This window comes from Pontibacter korlensis (assembly GCF_000973725.1).
GTDB lineage: Bacteria > Bacteroidota > Bacteroidia > Cytophagales > Hymenobacteraceae > Pontibacter > Pontibacter korlensis.
The window spans coordinates 277,353-295,299 of record NZ_CP009621.1 but is presented as its reverse complement, the minus strand read 5'-3'; the positions used below and the strand labels follow the sequence as shown (position 1 = coordinate 295,299).

Annotated in this window: 17 protein-coding genes; 7 read left to right on the top strand and 10 right to left on the bottom strand. The window is 47.2% G+C overall.

The genetic code is table 11. The annotated features are described in order from the left end of the window. Positions 1-9: 9 nt before the first annotated feature. From PKOR_RS01270 to PKOR_RS01240, 6 genes are all read left to right on the top strand, one after another. Positions 10-3,477, top strand: coding sequence for a VCBS repeat-containing protein (locus PKOR_RS01270; RefSeq protein WP_235337107.1), 3,468 nt, complete (start codon positions 10-12; stop codon positions 3,475-3,477). Positions 3,478-3,548: 71 nt separating this feature from the next. Beyond that, entirely contained in the window at positions 3,549-4,880 is a 1,332-nt protein-coding gene (locus PKOR_RS01265) for a vanadium-dependent haloperoxidase (protein ID WP_046308727.1), read from the top strand. 214 nt (positions 4,881-5,094) lie between these two features. After that, positions 5,095-5,709, top strand: a complete 615-nt coding sequence (locus tag PKOR_RS01260; RefSeq protein ID WP_046308726.1) for a deoxynucleoside kinase — start codon at positions 5,095-5,097, stop codon at positions 5,707-5,709. A gap of 450 nt (positions 5,710-6,159) precedes the next feature. After that, entirely contained in the window at positions 6,160-7,821 is a 1,662-nt protein-coding gene (locus PKOR_RS01250; RefSeq protein WP_046308724.1) for a dipeptidyl-peptidase 3 family protein, read from the top strand. Between the two features lie 13 nt (positions 7,822-7,834). Then, on the top strand, positions 7,835-8,341 hold the full coding sequence (locus PKOR_RS01245) for a hypothetical protein (RefSeq protein ID WP_046308723.1): 507 nt from the start codon (positions 7,835-7,837) through the stop codon (positions 8,339-8,341). 358 nt (positions 8,342-8,699) lie between these two features. After that, positions 8,700-8,912 (top strand): hypothetical protein, encoded by a 213-nt coding sequence (locus tag PKOR_RS01240; protein WP_046308722.1) that lies wholly within the window; start codon positions 8,700-8,702, stop codon positions 8,910-8,912. A gap of 81 nt (positions 8,913-8,993) precedes the next feature. Here the strand turns inward: PKOR_RS01240 and PKOR_RS01235 are convergent, their stop codons facing one another. From PKOR_RS01235 to PKOR_RS01205, 7 genes are all read right to left on the bottom strand, one after another. Further along, positions 8,994-10,436 carry an ArnT family glycosyltransferase gene (locus PKOR_RS01235; RefSeq protein WP_235337575.1) on the bottom strand — a complete coding sequence of 481 codons (1,443 nt, stop codon included), beginning with the start codon at positions 10,434-10,436 and terminating at the stop codon, positions 8,994-8,996. 196 nt (positions 10,437-10,632) lie between these two features. Beyond that, a complete protein-coding gene (locus tag PKOR_RS01230; protein ID WP_046308720.1) occupies positions 10,633-11,778 on the bottom strand; it encodes an NAD(P)/FAD-dependent oxidoreductase in 1,146 nt (381 codons plus the stop codon). 3 nt (positions 11,779-11,781) lie between these two features. Next, positions 11,782-12,033 (bottom strand): hypothetical protein, encoded by a 252-nt coding sequence (locus tag PKOR_RS01225; protein WP_046308719.1) that lies wholly within the window; start codon positions 12,031-12,033, stop codon positions 11,782-11,784. Further along, complete coding sequence (locus PKOR_RS01220; protein ID WP_046308718.1) at positions 11,985-12,683, bottom strand: alpha/beta hydrolase; 699 nt, start codon at positions 12,681-12,683, stop codon at positions 11,985-11,987. The genes PKOR_RS01225 and PKOR_RS01220 overlap by 49 nt, the downstream gene beginning before the upstream one ends. Positions 12,684-12,979: 296 nt before the next feature. Further along, a complete protein-coding gene (locus PKOR_RS01215) occupies positions 12,980-13,378 on the bottom strand; it encodes an SPW repeat protein (protein ID WP_046308717.1) in 399 nt (132 codons plus the stop codon). A 9-nt stretch (positions 13,379-13,387) separates the two neighbouring features. Next, positions 13,388-13,948, bottom strand: coding sequence for a vitamin K epoxide reductase family protein (locus PKOR_RS01210; RefSeq protein ID WP_046308716.1), 561 nt, complete (start codon positions 13,946-13,948; stop codon positions 13,388-13,390). A 146-nt stretch (positions 13,949-14,094) separates the two neighbouring features. Next, on the bottom strand, positions 14,095-15,567 hold the full coding sequence (locus tag PKOR_RS01205) for an APC family permease (protein ID WP_046308715.1): 1,473 nt from the start codon (positions 15,565-15,567) through the stop codon (positions 14,095-14,097). Positions 15,568-15,860: 293 nt separating this feature from the next. Here PKOR_RS01205 and PKOR_RS24635 point away from each other — a divergent pair, with 293 nt between their 5' ends. Then, positions 15,861-16,049, top strand: a complete 189-nt coding sequence (locus PKOR_RS24635; protein ID WP_148561599.1) for a hypothetical protein — start codon at positions 15,861-15,863, stop codon at positions 16,047-16,049. Positions 16,050-16,070: 21 nt separating this feature from the next. Here PKOR_RS24635 and PKOR_RS01200 read toward each other — a convergent pair whose 3' ends face one another. The 3 genes from PKOR_RS01200 to PKOR_RS01190 all read right to left on the bottom strand — a co-directional run bounded on the left by PKOR_RS01200 (position 16,071) and on the right by PKOR_RS01190 (position 17,765). After that, positions 16,071-16,553: a hypothetical protein gene (locus PKOR_RS01200; protein WP_148561598.1), complete on the bottom strand. Its 483-nt coding sequence runs from the start codon at positions 16,551-16,553 to the stop codon at positions 16,071-16,073. A 169-nt stretch (positions 16,554-16,722) separates the two neighbouring features. Next, positions 16,723-17,100 (bottom strand): hypothetical protein, encoded by a 378-nt coding sequence (locus PKOR_RS01195; protein WP_052738657.1) that lies wholly within the window; start codon positions 17,098-17,100, stop codon positions 16,723-16,725. Beyond that, positions 17,097-17,765, bottom strand: coding sequence for a DUF2461 domain-containing protein (locus PKOR_RS01190; protein ID WP_046308713.1), 669 nt, complete (start codon positions 17,763-17,765; stop codon positions 17,097-17,099). The genes PKOR_RS01195 and PKOR_RS01190 overlap by 4 nt, the downstream gene beginning before the upstream one ends. Positions 17,766-17,947 lie beyond the last annotated feature (182 nt).

Genomic DNA, 17,947 nt, shown 5'->3' with positions numbered 1-17,947 from the left:
CATCACCCTATGAAATACTATTTTGCTATGTCTCTGAAGCTTTTTAACCACCAACTCTTAGCCATTGGCGCACTTGTGGGGGCAGTGGCGGCGTGCCTGTCCTTTTATGGTTGCCAAAGCAAGGCAGCAGGAGGAGAGCGAGCCTTATTTGAGGTGCTGGATTCCACTCAAACCCAAATCAGCTTTACCAATCATGTACAGGATACAGATAAGCTTAATATCTTGAGCTACCTGTATTTTTACAATGGTGCTGGCGTGGCAGCTGGCGATCTTAACAACGATGGTTTGGTAGACCTATACTTTGTCTCAAACCAGGGTAAAAACAAGCTATACTTAAACAAAGGCAACTTTGCGTTTGAGGATGTCTCTGAGGCAGCTGGCGTGGAGGGCTATTCTGACTGGCAGACAGGCGTGGCCATGGCCGATGTGAACGGGGACGGCCTGCTGGATATCTACGTGTGTGCAGTGAGCGACTTTAAAGGTCTGGAAGGAGCGAATGAACTGTATATCAACAATGGAGCAGATGCAGACGGCAAAGTAAGCTTCACCGAGATGGCTGCTGACTATGGCCTTGACTTTACAGGCTTTTCTACCCAGGCCGCTTTTTTCGACCACGACCGTGACGGTGATCTCGATGTATACTTGCTGAACCATGCTGTTCATACTTCGCGTAGCTACGACCGGGTGAACACCCGCAACCTCCGCCACAACGAGGCAGGAGATGTGCTGTACGAAAACCAGCTAATTACCTCTGATGGGGCAGCCGAGGGCAAAGTGGTTAAGTTCAAAGACATTAGCGAAAAGGCCGGGATTTATGGCGCGGCCATGGGGTATGGCCTGGGAGTAGTGGTGGCTGATATGAACAACGATGGCTGGGATGATATCTATGTCGCCAACGATTTTCATGAAGATGACTACTATTACTTGAACAACGGAGATGGCACCTTTACAGAAAGTGTAAAGAACCACTTCCAGCACCTGAGCAGGTTCTCGATGGGTTGCGACGCTGCCGATATGAACAATGATGGCTATCCTGACCTGATGACACTGGACATGTACCCTGAAGATGAAGTGGTGGAGAAGTCATCCATGGGTGAGGATCCGCTGGATATATTCCTGTATAAGCTGCAGTTTGGGTACTACAACCAGTATAGCCGCAACTGCCTGCAGCTAAGCCACGGTGGCGAGAAGTTTTCTGATGTGGGCCTGATGGCCGGCGTAGCAGCCACTGACTGGAGTTGGAGTACCTTGCTAGCCGATTATGACAATGATGGCATCAAAGACATCTTTATCTCGAACGGCATTGTGCATCGGCCAAATAACATGGATTACGTCAAGTTTGCCTCAACAGACTCCATGCATTATGCGCCTGAGATCTCCAGTTCCCTTGACCAAAAAGCCATCAGCATGATGCCAGAAGGGAAGGTGCATAATTATCTCTACAAAGGGAGCCGTGACCTGCGCTTCCAGGACAAGTCCTTGGCCTGGGGGTTCGCTGAGCCAACCGTATCGAATGGTGCGGTGTATGCCGACCTAAATAACGACGGGCACCTGGAATTGGTCACCAATAACATCAACCAGCCTGCGGGCATTTATAAAAATAACGGCAGTGAGCGGAGTGGCAACAACTACCTTAAAGTGAAACTGAAAGGAGATAAGCTAAACACCTTTGGCCACGGAGCAAAGGTGCTGCTGAAGAGCAACGGAGCAATGCAAGTACAACAGCTCATGCCTACGCGTGGGTTTATGTCTTCGGTTGAGCCTGTGCTGAACTTTGGCCTGGGCAAACAGGCTCGCGTAGATACCCTGATCGTGATCTGGGCAAATCAGAAAACAGAGCTGCGAACCAATGTGCCGGCAAACGCCATACTCGTACTGGAGGAATCCGCAGCCGAGCAAGACGCTGATGTATACTACAGTCACTTTGCACCGAAGCATAAACCGCTGTTCGAGGATGTAACCAATGCTTATCAGGTGAGCTTTACACATAAGGAGAACAACTACTTTGATTTTTACAGAGAAAGCCTGATTCCGTTTCAGACTTCTACAGAAGGTCCAAAAGTTGCCGTTAGCGATGTAAATGGAGATGGGCTAGACGACTTTTATGTAGGCGGAGCCAAGTGGCAGGCGGGGGCTCTGTATGTACAGCGGTCAGATGGCAATTTTATACTTTCCAACCAGTCGCTCTTCCAGGCTGATTCAATTTATGAGGACGTGGATGCTGCCTTTTTCGACGCCAACAACGACCAATACCCAGAACTTTACGTGGTAAGCGGCGGCAACGAATTCTATGGAGAGATGAAGGAGCAGTTTGACCGGCTCTACCTCAATGATGGCAAAGGCAACTTTACCAGGAGCAAAGGGCTGCCAGCCATGTATGATAACAAGAGCTGTGTGCGGCCTTTTGACTTTGACAGTGACGGTGACCTGGACTTGTTTGTTGGTGGCCGCGTGCTTGGCTACAGGTATGGCCACTCCCCCAACTCTTACCTGTTACGAAACGACGGCAAAGGCAATTTTACCGACAGGACAGCGCAACTGGCTCCTGAGCTGCGCAAAGCAGGCATGGTAACAGATGGCGTATGGCTGGATTATAACGGCGACGGTGATACGGACCTGGTAGTGGTGGGGGACTGGATGCCGGTAACAATCTTTGAGAACAAGGATAACAAATTCAGCAAAGTCACCGACAACGGGCTTTTGAACCAGCTGGCAGGTTTCTGGCAAACAGTAAAAGCCGCGGACTTCGACAAAGACGGTGATCTGGACCTGGTATTGGGCAATTTAGGCACTAACACAAAGTTCAGAAAGAAAGAAGATACAGCTTTAAGAATGTATGTGAAGGATATTGACGGCAACGAAAGTATGGACCATATCCTAAGTTACCGCCTGCACAACAACTGGTATCCTGTCGCCACAAAAGATGAGCTTGGTAAGCAGCTGCCGCTTATCAACAAAAAGTTCAACAACTATGAAGCCTACGCAGGTAAAACCATAGAGGAAGTCTTTGATAAGGATGAGCTGAAAGAGGCACTCTTGTTGGAGGTAAACACGTTTGAGTCCATCTACCTGGAGAACACGGGGAACGGGGAGTTTAAAAAGCACCTGTTGCCCTACCAGGCACAGGTATCTAAAATTTTTGCGCTACACGTGGAGGATGTAAACCATGATGGCCACCTGGATATCTTGGCAGGGGGAAACCTACACGGCGTTAGCACTTACCAGGGCAGGTATGATGGCAGTTATGGACTAATACTGGCAGGCAACGGCAAAGGTGGCTTTAGGGCTGTACCTCCAACTGAAAGCCGGTTTATGCTGGCAGGAGAAGTACGCGATATTAAAAAGCTTAAAACTGCAGATGGCGAGCTCATGCTGGTAGCCTGCAACAAGCAGCCTTTGCAGCTCCTCAAAAAGTTGGATTCACCTCTGTCAGCAGAGCAGCTGGCGTCGAGTATAACTATTCGTGATGATCCATAATGTTCATATCCGCCGGACAAATTGCTAACTGAAATAACTTTCTCTAATCACCTATAAAAGATACCTGAGACATGAAGAGGCCATTTATACTTGCCAGTTTACTTTTTCTTGTTTTGGGAGTAGTAACTGGCTGCCAGAACAAGAATGTCGACTACAGGCAGGCGGCGGCTGACCCTGAGTTCCTGCACCAATCCGTTAGAGAGCTAACGGATATAATCATGCACGATATTTTCTCCCCGCCGGTAGCCAGCAGGATCTACGCCTATACTCAGCTTGCCGCCTATGAGGTGCTGGTTCACGACTACCCGGCCTACAAGTCGCTGGCAGGGCAGTTGAATGGCTATAAAGGCATACCGCAGCCAGCTGCAGATGCTGTTTATTGCTTCCCGCTCGCCAGTTTAAGCGCTTACCTTACTGTTGGCCGTAACCTCATCTTCTCAACCGACATGCTGGATGCCTATGAGGAGCAGCTGTTTGCCAAGTACAGGAAAATGGGTGTGCCGGAGGATGTTTTCACGCGTTCGGTACGGTACGGGCAGCTGGCAGCGAAAAGCATCATGGCTTATGCCGCTGAGGATGGGTATAAGCAGACAAGGGGATTTCGCCATACGGTATCTCAGGAGCCGGGCCGCTGGGTGCCCACACCACCAGCTTACATGGATGCCGTGGAGCCTTTCTGGTTTAAGGTGCGCCCCTTTGTGCTGGATTCCTGCAGCCAGTTTGCTCCGGCTAAGCCCTCTGTCTACAGCACAGATAAGAACAGCGATTTCTATAAAGAGGTGATGCAGGTCTATGAAACCACCAATAATATGACCGATGAGCAAAGGCAAATCGCCAGCTTCTGGGACTGCAATCCTTTTGTGATGCATACCACAGGGCATGTCATGTACGCCACCAAGAAGATAACCCCTGGAGGACATTGGATGGGAATAGCAGGCATTGCTTCGCGTAAAGTAGCAGCCGATATGATGCAGACCATGGAGGCTTATACCCGTGTGGCTATCTCGCTGGCTGATGGCTTCATCAGTTGTTGGGATGAAAAGTACAGAAGCGACCGCGTACGCCCGGAAACGGCGATAAATATGCTTGTGGATGAGAATTGGGTGCCTCTCCTGCAAACACCACCTTTCCCTGAGTACCCAAGCGGGCACAGTGTTATCTCAAATGCCGCAGCAGTGGTGCTGACAGACCTGTACGGCCCATCTTTTCAGTATGAGGACTCAACAGAGCTTGCCTATGGCCTGCCGGTGCGCTCCTTTAGCTCTTTTGAGCAAGCGGCCGAAGAGGCTGCCCTAAGCCGCCTTTACGGTGGTATACACTTCATGCCAGCCATCGTTAATGGCTCAGAGGAGGGAAAGCAAGTGGGGGCGCACATAGTCTCGAACCTCAAAACCCGTAACTAAAGTCGTTTAGACTTACCCTGCCAAGGGTGGATAACTCAAACACGTTTTTTCCTATTTGCTATTGATTTTCTAGCTGCGCGATAATTGATATTTGCGGGTGATGTATAAGTATAGCTGTTAGCTAATGTTGATAACCCGGTGGGGAAGTTGTCGATAATGCTGCTTTAAAATGCCGTACTTTTGCAATCCTGTTTTATTAAAGTTTCAGAATACAATGCATATCGCGATAGTTGGCAATATTGGTGCCGGCAAAACAACGCTGGCTACAAAGCTGGCCCAGCACTTTAAATGGGATTTATACCTGGAGGCGGTAGATAACAACCCTTACCTGAAGGATTTTTATGAGGACATGGAACGGTGGGCGTTCCACCTGCAAGTGTTCTTCCTGAACAGCCGCTTTAACCAAGTACAGCAGATACAGGCTAACAGCAAGAGTGTAATTCAGGACCGTACTATCTACGAGGATGCCCATATTTTTGCCAAGAACCTGCACCAGTCTGGCTTGATGAGTACCCGCGACTACGAAAACTATTATGCGCTGTTCCAGTCTATGATCAGTATGGTGAAGGCGCCTGACCTGATGATCTACCTGAAAGCTGACCTGCCAAAACTGATCGGACAGATCGAAAAGCGCAACCGCGATTACGAGAGCAGCATCAGCATCAACTACCTGCGTAACCTGAACGAGCACTATAACACCTGGATGAGCAATTACGACTTAGGCAAACTGTTGGTAATTGATGTGAATAACATGGACTTTGTTGCCAATCCTGAGGATCTAGGTACCATCATCGAAAAAATCCAGGGTGAGCTGTTCGGCTTGTTTTAAGAATTAAGGTTATACGTTTATACTTCTGAAAAGGGGAGCAGCCAAGGTTGCTTCCCTTTTCGTTTTACCCCACCTTCTCTAAAGAGCAGGGAAGGGAGTCTGGTTCAAGCTTCGTCAGCGCTGGCTAACTGCACCTGACTTGAGCGCCTTGTGCATGTTGCGGCGCCCGGCAAGGACAGCCCGCAGCGGAGCGAGGAGCAGCTTCAGGCACGCCGCACGATGGCCTCCAGGCCAGGACAAGGCCTCCTGGCCTAGAGGCCATCAAAGCCGGAAGTACAATAATAAAGGAAGCAAAGCCATGGATGAACAGCAGCTAGTAAGGAGCTTGCCGCAAGCTGTAAATTGCTGTAGCTATGAAAGTATACCCAAAGCTCTCTATACTACTAATCCTATTGCCTTCACCCTAAAAAACACTATCTTCAACATAGAAACTAATCTCAAACTAAATACATGAAACCACGCCATATATTATTTGCCTCGGCCATGGCTGCGGCTACTTTCGGCTGTAGCAGCAGTACAACCGATGGTAACAAGACCACTACAGAGGAGGTAGCAGCAGATAGCCTGCAGCAGAAACTAGATACATATACTTCGGTTCGACTGACATCTGACCTGAGCCACCTGAGTGAGAATGAGCGAAAGATGATCCCGCTTCTGATTGAGGCATCAGATATAATGAACGGACTGTTCTGGTATGAAGCCTATGGCAAAAGAGATTCTCTATTAGCTACTCTGGACAGCGAAGCCGCCAAAAGGTATGTGCAAATCAACTATGGCCCATGGGACCGCCTTAACAACAACGAGCCGTTTATACCAGGAGTAGGGCCAAAGCCGGAGGGAGCTAACTTTTATCCGACAGATATGACGAAGGAAGAGTTTGAGCAGGCCGACCTGAAGGATAAAAGCAGCCAGTACACCTTCCTGCGACGCGATGAGAATGGTAAGCTGATCACGGTACCTTACCATGTTCAGTTTAAGGACCAGGTACAGCAGGTAGCAAAACTGCTGAAGCAGGCTGCTGATCTGGCAGAAGGTGCAGGCCTGAAGAAATACCTGATTTTGCGTGCAGAGGCCATGCTAACTGATAATTACCAACCATCGGACCTGGCCTGGATGGAGATGAAAACCAATAGGCTGGATATAGTTATTGGTCCGATCGAAACCTATGAGGATAAGCTGTTCGGGTACAAGGCTGCGCACGAGGCTTACGTACTGATTAAGGATATGGAGTGGAGCGACCGCCTGTCGAAATATGCGGCTTTCTTGCCGGAGCTACAGCGTGGCCTGCCTGTGCCGGCACAGTATAAAAAAGAAACTCCGGGTACTGACTCCGACTTGAATGCCTATGATGTAGTGTATTATGCCGGCGACAGCAACGCTGGTAGCAAAACCATTGCCATCAATTTGCCTAACGATGAGGAAGTGCAGCTGAAGAAAGGTACGCGCCGCCTGCAGCTTAAAAATGCCATGCAAGCTAAGTTCGATAAAATCATGGAGCCTATTGCAGAGGAGTTGATAGCCGAGGACCAGCAGCAGTACGTAACCTTCGATGCCTTTTTTGCCAACACCATGTTCCACGAGGTGGCGCACGGTCTGGGAATCAAGAACACCATCAACAATAAAGGCACAGTACGTGAAGCATTAAAGGAGCATGCATCTGCCTTGGAAGAAGGCAAGGCCGATATTCTGGGCTTATACATGATTACGCAGTTGCAAGAGAAAGGCGAAGTTGAAGGCGACCTGAAGGAGTATTATACTACCTTTTTGGCGGGTATCTTCCGATCTGTCAGGTTTGGTGCAGCCAGTGCGCACGGCAAGGCTAACATGGTGCGCTTTAACTTCTTTAAAGAAAACGGAGCCTTCGAACGTGAGGAGGCAACAGGTAAATACCACGTAAATTATGAGAAGACGCGCGAGGCAATGAATAAGCTGTCGGAGAAAATTCTGACGCTGCAGGGCAACGGCGATTATGCGGGTGTGGGTGAGCTACTAAATGAGCAGGGGCAAATTAGTGCTCAGCTGCAGGCAGACCTGGATCGCCTGGCCCAAGCCAATATACCAGTAGATATCGTGTTTGAGCAGGGTACAGAGGTATTGGGGCTTAACAGATAAACGCTTTAGCCAAATGGAGACCATCCCTTGGAAGCAACCGAAGCTGTTTAGCAAGCATTATGTGTTTGGTTCAGCGCTAGCGCCTATAGCCCGGTTAACCTTTACCGGCACCTGGAGCAACGATGCGCTGTATACTTCCGAAACAACTTCATACTTCCTGAAGATGCGCAGCAGCTTTAAAAATGAGGTAGATATTCTGGAAAATGGAGAGCTAATAGCGGATGTGAGTATGCCGGATTGGGGAAGATACACCCTGCGCATGGCATCCGGTCGCTGGTATACGCTGGTTTCTGACATGTTTTCGAACAGCTACCGCTGGGTAAGTAATGCAGGGGAGGAGCTGATTTGGTATAGCCAAGGCTTACTGGAAATCTGCAACGGCACCATACTGTTAGCAGCTAATGTGCCGCCTGAGGACCGTGAATTGCTCTTATGCACAGGATTTTACTTAAAGCAGTACTCAGATCAGACAGTAGTATTATTAATTATATTCTTCATCCTGTTTATCGTCATATTTTAAAAAGCGCGATAAGGATCTAAAGAGCAGCAAAGCCCGTCCATGTGGTCGGGCTTTGTTTGTTATGATGAAGTCTAAAGCTGAAGCGCTAGGCCATGTTCCTTCAGAAGATTAGATGTGCTTTTCTGATAAGTTTTAATAAAGTTGCCGAAAAGAATTTCAGTGCAACTGAAAACTTGTTTCTTCTGAGGTAGCTACCCTGATGCCTTAAGTGGAGCGGCAATATTTTTTAGTTAAAAGGCTACCGTGCCTGCGGCTGATGGTGATTCTGTAAAAAACTTAACAACTAAAACTAAATGTTAAGAGTATGTTAAGGTTGTTTAACAAATTATAGATCAAATATTTAACAGGAAAAACAACCATGAGAAGTTTCTATGACTTTAACAGAAGCAGTCCAAAAGAGCGACAGGAACAGTACAAGTATTATCCTGAAATGGCCTTATACCATATAGCGCTTCGTGAAGAGCTGGGAGAGGAAGAGTACAATGCTTTCTACCGAGCTGAACAGGAAGCTCAAAAACGTTATATAAACGCGATGTCTCACCAAACTGCTGCCAAATGGGCAACCGCATAAGTCACACCAGACGCATCATATAAAAGGCAACCTGTACTGCACAGGCTGCCTTTTTTGCTTTTAAGGGGATGTGTGTGTGAGCTACCGACAAGATGTTCTTACTACCTTATACACAGTAACTGAATCTACGGGCGCATTGGAGAGGTACCATGGAAGTTTTGTGGAATAAGAGTTATAAAAGCGGGCAAAATGAGCTGTTGTTAACGCATTCCAAATACTTGGAGAGTACACTATACTTGCAACTTTAGCAAGTTCAATATCATTTGGAATTTGCTGTTTAGGATATACCTCCGGCGAAATAAGGAAATCTCCTGCCTCAAGATTAGATATCTTGTATTCGTAAAAGTGCATATTTTCTTGTTTGCTGTACCACTGCCAGCCCCAATGACCGACTGCCCACACTTTTTTTCCCTGTGGCACACTTACCAACGCATCCTTAGATGCCCTTCTATAAAAATCAGCATAAAGCCAATCCGAAACACCTAAAGTCAGACCTAAAAAGCAGGTTAGAATAAGTGATATTGTAGCGGTTGCTCTAGATGCATGATCGAGTAGGTAACCGCAAAGAATTATCAGAGGAGGGAGAATCAAGAGAATATGCCTTGTGGCCATAAACGGTGCATAAAGCGTAATAAATACAGCCATGGATATGCCCCATAGTGCTACTATCCTAGCTTTGGGTAGGAGTAGAGCTTCAAGTGCACCTACGAAGGAAAGTACAATGAGCACAAGTCCATTAGCCAGGAAAGCAAGCCAAAATATAGTATGTGGGAAAGATCTTATTTGGAAGCCGTAAACATGTACATATGCAGAAACAACAATTAACAAGCAAAAACAACTAACAACTATTGCTTGCCTTCTTCTTGCTTTAAACCAGCTTTGAATGAAAACGATAGAGAAAGGAACCACTGCACCTAGAGTAAGCAGAAAGGCAATAGAGTTATCAAATAATAGTTTTGAAGAGATTTCATTTCTATGTCTACCACCCATATGGGAGCTTCCAAACTCTAGGTAGTTTAAAGTTGTCCAGGCCATGAGGAAAAGTAGTGGCACTAAAATGGCTGGTGTTAAATCGAGCCTTTTCTTTTGCCAAACTGAGTATACAAGTATAGGAAAGAGGGGTAGTAGTGAGTATTTGAAGAGTAAGCCTATACTAAGGATTAGAGCTGCAAAGTAGATGTCCCTCTTTAGGTGTACCTCGTCATACTTTATAAGTAAATAGATAAAGATAATAGACACACTAAGTACAGGGACATCTACCATCAAGTTCTGGTTAACTATAAAGGCAGGTCCCAATGCGAGGAACGAAGTCCCTAGCAAAGCAAAATTCCTATGAAAGAGGCATAGCAGCTTATAGAAGTAAATTATGCTTAGTAAGGAAAAAAGAGACTGAAATAGGTGTAACGGGACTTCCGAATAGCCAAAGGCACTACCTGCTGCAGCTATAAAATAGAAGTATAGAGGTGGTTGGTTAAAATAGTAAATTGGCTGGCTAGTGTTTTCCCAATTGACACGACCTGACATTGGCTGCATTGGGTTATTTTGAATCCACTGGGCTACCTCGAGGTGAAAAGTATCATCAATATGAAAGGCCTTATTGATGTTGATGACTGTAACCAATACCCATATAAGAAACAGGACAGCTCTCGGTGACTCATGGAGCCCTTTTAAGAATCTCACTATAGTTACAGTGTCTGGTTTTAATTAGCTACTTCATTTGCTACACCTGCTGCAGTACCAGCTCAGCTCCTTCTTCACCTACCAAAGAGCCGATGGCAATACCCATACCACCAAGGCGTACGGCGCAGCTAATCCGCTCCGACACACGCTGTACTAGGGTAGTTTTGGCATTACCGACACCCATACCCATAATGCCACTCCAACGGTGCTCTACTTCGAATGGTGTACCTGGAAGTATAACTTCGTGCAACAAGTTATCCAGCCTTTCTTGTATCAGCTCTGTTAAGCCAAGTTCAGTCGTGGTTTCGGTTTCTATGGCCAGGTTCCGGCCGCCACCGAACAGCACTCTGTTTCCGATGTTACGGAAGTAATAATAACCTCTGTCGTAGTGGAAGGTGCCTTTTAGCTTAAGGTGTTCAATAGGTTTAGTGATGAGCACCTGCGCGCGTGCGGGCTGTACCTGTAGCGTAGGAAGAAGCTTTTGGGCAAAACCATTAGTAGCCACCAGAGCGGCTCTGGCCCTCAGGTTCAGGCCTTGAGCCGTAACGGCCGTTATACCTTGCTCATCCTCCTCCAGCGATTGCATCTCCAGGCCGTTCAGCACCAGCACGCCCATTGCCTGTACTTTCTGCGTGAGCGCCAGAATCATCTTGCCAGTATCTATTTGGCCCTCGGCAGTACTCAGCAGCAGGTGCTGTACTCCTTTAAAGCCAAACTGGCTTATTTTTTCATCTGCAGATTGAAATACCTCCGCTTGGCCAACTATACTTTGCAACTGCTTGTTCAGGTAAGGCAACTGCTCCAGGCAGGACTGGTACAACGCTTGCTGCTGCGGCTCAAACAGCTCATAGCCACCCCAGCGGTGATAATCTATGGCAGTATCACCAAGATTCTGGCGCAGGCGCTTGAGACCTTTCCAACGACGCTCTACTAAGCCGAACACTTCATCCTCAGAGTGGTGCTGCAGGTCGTCCAGCATCTCTGAGGGGCTGCCGAAGCAGGCAAACCCAGCGTTTTTGGAGCTAGCACCGGTAGGCAGTAAGCCCCGCTCCGCCACCAACACCTTTAGCTGTGGCTGTTGCTTTTTTAGGTGCAGGGCAGCGTTCAGCCCTACAATGCCGCTGCCTACAATCAGTACATCTATGTTCTTAAAGTATGTTTCCTGTTCCCAGAAGCTGAGTTGCATAAATCAATCGTCTGTTCTGAAGTATGGGTGCTTGTAGTTACGAGCAGTGGCTTCATCTATCTGCTCATAATGCGTAAGCATGATCTCACGCTCGCCGCTATTCATGGCCTTTATAAAAATACCCTCAGGTGTTTCGTAAATAGCGTAATTGTGCTGTCCAAAAGGGTAGAGGTTGTTGCTGCGTAAAATTTGCGCTTGCGTTAGGTCTACCTGTTGCCCCTTAGTGGTGGTAACGATGTATCTGCTTTTGTCCATGTTTCTTCTAAAATCGAAGCTAAGATAGCACTTATTTTGTCGGCCTGGTGCATAATCATGAGATGCTCCCCACCCTGTATTTTGAGGATATCAGAGCGGTCGCGGAGCGGGAGGACCAGATCGCGGGTGCCGTGTATCTGTACTAAACCTGGCAACACTTTCTCCTGTGGCCATGCCAGCATCTGCTCCAAGGCCCACCGAAGGAACTGTTCATCAATCTCGAAAAAAGCTTGCTTTAGAACCTTTCGCTCAGCTTTGGTATGTGCGCCAAAGAAGAAAGGAGCTAGGGGATACATGCCCTGCATCAGGCGGAACGGCATCCAGTGGTGCAATTTGGTACTGCCAAGTATGCGGTAATATGTTGGCAGATCGTACCGATTGGCTAGGCTGGAGATAATGATTGTCTTGCAAGGACGCAGCAATTTTGCCAACTCAATGGCCACCACACCTCCAAAAGATAAGCCTACAAGTACAGGCTCCGGATCATTGATATACGCTTTCAGGCGCTGTGCATATTCATGAAGTGGCTCATGGCGGTAAAGCGGCGCAATCCATTCCACATGCTCATAAGGTATGTACTCTGGCAGTTTCAGAAACTGAAACATGCGCCAATCTGCCCCCAGTCCACTTATCAGGTATACTTTGCTCATGGTAACTATGTACGATGAGAAAGGTAGTTGTTTTTAGAGAAAGAGAACAGCAGAATGTTAAGTATAACGCATTTACCTTTAGAACAGCTTACTTGAGGCTAATGTCCATTGTTTAGAAGCTGTATTGCATCCTGCACTTTGTTCCTCGATAGAGGAACAAAGTGCAGGTGCCTGTATGTTCGCTGGCTTGTTTAGATGGTCGGGGTCCATAGTGTTCATGCGTGCAGTGAATGCTTCCCGGTTTCCCTCACGCAGCATCATGTCGTGGCTTAAAGAGCCTTCCTGCTCTGTAATTTCTACTCCAGGTCTGTTCTCGGCTGCTTAGCCGCTTGGCGCGCGTGCAGCGTGTCTGACTTCACTACAGCAATCCACCCTCCGCCGTGGGTTTCCTCTATCTTTCCTTTTACAAAGCTTAAACCTGTTACAACTGCACCTACCAGCATGCTATTGATAGTGGCTGTAGTGTTATCAAAACCTAGCACCCATGGAGCCACTAGCAGCCAGAGCCCTAGTGGTACGTTGTACAAGCGAACAACGCGTGTCGCCTCCCACCACGATATGATGGCAAAGCTTGCAATAACTGGCCCTATGATGTGCTCGTTATCGGTTATAGTTTTAGAATCGGCGTAGCCAAGTATGGCAGAGGAGGCCATAAGCCAGATGCCTAGTATTGCGTTTATGATTTGTGCCCACATAGCTCCTGCTTAAATTACTCTACCCTGAACTTCTTTGTAGCCCCAGAATGCTTTCCAAAGCGACACATTAGCCTCTTTTACACGCTTCATGTATTGCAGGCTAGCCAGCATCTCGTCCATGGCAGGGCCTATCATCACTACAGAAATGAGTGCTGTGCTTAAGCAAAGGGTGCACCAGGCATCGTACAGTACTGGTTGCAGTACTACCAACAGGACGCTTACAAAACCCAATGGACCTACAGCCAAGCCAAAGGCAATCACAATCCAAGGCATGGTGCGCCACCTGCGTACACCACCAATTATGCCGCCAAGTGCATCTGCCACGTATCCTATAGCGCCTAGTGCTGCGTCGGGTATAGGCAGGATCTGAGAGGTTTTGGAGGTGAGAATCTTGCGGCTTCCGTCACCAAAGAACGGCTCCCAAACAGTATCGATTACTTTTAGCTGAAATAAGGCCAGGTAAGTGGCAATGCCCATTCCTACTAAAGCGGCAATTACAATTGGCAGGCGTTGTGGCCAAGAGGCCGGGTTATAGCTCCAGCCTGGTGGTATAGCATCTTTTGTACTCATATAAGTCCTTAGCTGTATTTACAGATGTACTACGTGAGCAGCAGATATGCGTTTTGCAATATTTTGATTAAGCCAAAGCCAATGCTAATGAGCAAATAAAAAGCCTACAGCATTGGCTGTAGGCTCTGATATCGGTTAAGTATAAACTAAGCTTTAATCTTCCTGAACCTGTTACCAAAGAGGTAATAAACCGGTATACCAAGTGCCACGATAATCAGGCCTGGCCAGGTGAACTTTGGCTTATCAATTAGCAGGATGATACAGATGGCAGAGGAAATAAGTACATAAAGTGCTGGCAGCACGGGGTAGCCAAAAGCTTTGTATGGCCTGGGTAGCTCCGGACGTTTTTTTCGCAGCACAAATATGCCAACTATTGTCAGTATGTAGAACAACATAACAGCGAAGACCACATAATCCAACAGGTCATTAAAGGTGCCGGAAAGGCACAAAAGACAAGCCCAGATGCACTGTAGCCAAAGTGCTGCTGCAGGTACGCCATTCTTGTTCAGGCGGCCCATTTTCTCGAAAAACAGACCATCTTTTGCAATGGCGTAGTATACGCGAGCTCCGGAAAGTATGGCTCCGTTATTACAGCTGAATGTGGATATCATGATGAGTATAGCGATGGCTACAGTCGCTTTGTATCCTCCAATCACTTCTGCAGCTGCGGCAGCCACGCGTGCATTATCGGCATACGTGATGCCTTGCCCTAGTACAGTGGTGGCATCCGGAGAGCCGTGCATAGGCAGCACCAGCAGGTACACCAGGTTAATGAGCAGGTAAATTCCCATTACGATAGCTGTGCCGATCACCATACTTAATACAATGGTACGTTTCGGGTTTACGATCTCATCTCCTGAAAAGCCTATGTTATTCCAGGAGTCGGCAGAGAACAAAGCACCCACCATCGCTATGCCTAGTGCCGAGACCAGCGCCATGCCTGTTGGTAGAGCTGTGCTAGCGCCACTTGGTCCCCAAAAGTCAGAGAAGTTTGCCTCAACCGCTGTATCGTTTACCCCCATCAGCAGGCCGAAAAGTATCAAACCAAAGAGTGCTATCAGCTTGGTGCTTCCAAAGATGTTTTGGATCATCTTTCCACTTTTAACTCCTCTGGAATTAATGTAGGTAAGAAAGATAATGCTGATTATGGTAAGAAGCTGCACAGACGAGAAGTTGAAACTGCCTATTCGCAGCAGCACATTGTCTTCACTGAACCAGGGAATCAGTACACCTGTAAAACGAGCAAAAGCTACTCCTACGGCCGCTATGACACCAGTTTGTATCACCAGAAACAGTGTCCACCCATACAGGAAGGCAACCATTTTATTGTATGCCTCCTTCAGGTAAACGTACTGCCCGCCCACCTTTGGAAACATAGAGGACAGCTCGCCATAGCTTGCAGCCCCTACCATGGTGAGGAAACCAGAGATAAGCCATACTAAAAGCATGTAGCCGGGACTTACAACGGCCTGGGAAATATCAGCAGTTACAATGAATATACCAGAGCCAATCATGCCGCCTGTCACGATCATGATGGCGTCGTAGAGGGTAATCTCGCGCTTGAACCCGCTTGTGTCACGCGCCTCCTCTTCTTGAATAGGATTTGTAGAGTTGTGCATAAGTAAAAAGTGGGGCCAAAGTTACTGTTTTTTCAGCCTACTATAGCCCCTTTGCTGATCTTCATCTTGCAAAAAGTCGTCTCTTCCAATTTGTGATCTCAAATCTTATTAAAAGCCTGAAAAATGCTTTAAAAGTTTAATCATGTTCGTCCAGCTCTTAAGCTGTTTCGCGGACAGATGAGGGGTGTTGGTATAATATAGTAGCTTATACTGTAACAGTACTTTGTATTACATAGTACCTTATAGTAGATTTGTGATAACAAAAGGAAGTAAAACAACTAAATTTTAAAACTATGAAAATTTTAATCGTTCTCGCCGCATCAATGTTTGGTTTTGGTTTCGCTGTACAAGAAACATACAGAGTTCCGCAACAAACAAAAGTAGTTGCTCTACAGCCACTTTCCCCAGCTTATGAGGAGCCAGTAATGGATGTAATGTTAGATACGGTGGAAATTACAGTGGAAGCTCCGATTGCAGAATAAAGCAATCGGGGCTTCAAGCTCCTATCTAACCTCTTCTTCCTGCTCAGAGGGTAGGCAGGTAAGCAGCCAGTGCAGGCCTTCTTCGCGGTTGTTGAAGTTTTGCATCTGCAGACGTGGTGTTACCCTTAAGTATAGGTCTCTGGCAGAGAGACGGCTAAACATGTTGCTTGAGTAAACATGAGCCATAAAACGTAAACCAGCAAAAACAGCCTGTGGGAGCCATTCAAACTCCATCCAGTCGTTGGCATCAGACCAGTCGCCGGTTACATCTGTTTTATCGTTCAGTAACTTGTCCGGGCAATCGTGCGTCTGCATAAGTGAGAGGTATACTCTGGAAGCAGTGATGATATCACAAGAAGTGATATGACCACTCCACTTTGCTTCTATGTAGGTTTGGTGTGATTTTATTGTTACAAAAACGTCTCCCTCCAGGTGCGTTAGTTCAATTGGTGCGGGCCAGGCCGCCACTTTTTCCTCAAAGTCAATGTAAGGTAGATGCTCCATGTAGTAAAGGTGAGGTGCTAGGTATGCGGTGGTAGCCCTGTGGCAACTTCCCGACAAGCATCCTTTTACGACCTTTAGTAACAGAAGGCTGACGCTTAGTGAATATATTTTTATACTATATTGCTAGAGTGATACTTTTTGGAGGGAACAATTTGTTTGATAGGGTGGGCTACCTTTTGATGCGTACTGCTTTAGCGCGACCTTGTACAGGCTTACTTGCCAGCACATCTCCATCAAACCAAGCCTGAATCTCATGCCCTTCGCGTAGCTCCGCTAATGTTAGCGGCTCTCCAGTTTGGTCCTCCAATAGCGTATGCTCATCAATCTTGACGCTGGCATCATCATAATTTGCTTCTACCCCCTCCAAAGCCTTAATAGCCACGACAGCCATGGCACCGCTGCCGTTGTTAGCAGTGCGTTTGATATCGGTGACGTAGCCGTACACATCTGGCAATGTATCTGGCATCCGTTTTGGCTCCTGGCGGCAGGACATAACGATAGCTACAACAAGCAGCAGGCTTGCAATAAAGGGTAACGTATGTTTCACGATAGTTCAGTTATGGCGTTGTTTAGAAAATCGTGGAGCGGTTTTACCTGCCGTAACATGGAGGGCACACGCTCTATGAAGCCAGGTTCAGTTACTTCTTCATCACTAAAAAAGTGAAGCACCTGGTATCCTTTATACTTGATTAGCTCGAGCTCTGGGTGCGACTTATCGTAGCCTTTAGGTGCGTTTCTGGTTTGCTCGCCGCGCAGCCCAGCAAAGGTAGACTTAAGCGCGGGTGCATCCAGTATTTGCTGTAGTTGGCCAGGGTTATAGTCAATTTCCTGCCGTATCAGCTCGAGTTGCTTACTGCCAGGTTTACGTATACCGCCACCTATTCTCGATTGTCCTCCAGGCTCCAGCATCAGTACATAATTGGCAAAAGGGGAGTGTCGACCTGCTGGCGATATGCCTGCGCCAAAATGGCGTTTGTATGGTACTTCTCCCTTTTTGGAAAAATCATTCTTGTTGATCCTGAAGATACACTCCTGCGCCGTTACCCCATGAAGCGATGCGTCGAACTGTTGTAGTTGTGAAATCAGGTATTCCACTAACTCTACAAAGTAAGCCTTTGCCTGCAGGTATTCCTCCCGGTGCACATCCATCCACTGCTTGCTGTTGTGCTGCTGTAGTCCTTGCAAAAAGTCAAGGATGTACCGAATGTTCATCTAGAAAGGTACTCGTTACCGCTTTGGGGTTTTAGAATTAAACCAGATTACCCCGATTATGATAATGATGGCGAGTATAATTAAAAGTATTAGTGTCATAGCTTTCTATCAAGTTTGTTACTGTATTAGGGGCATGTAGGGTTTTGTACTAATGCTGCAACCCTATTGTTGCACTGCAACCT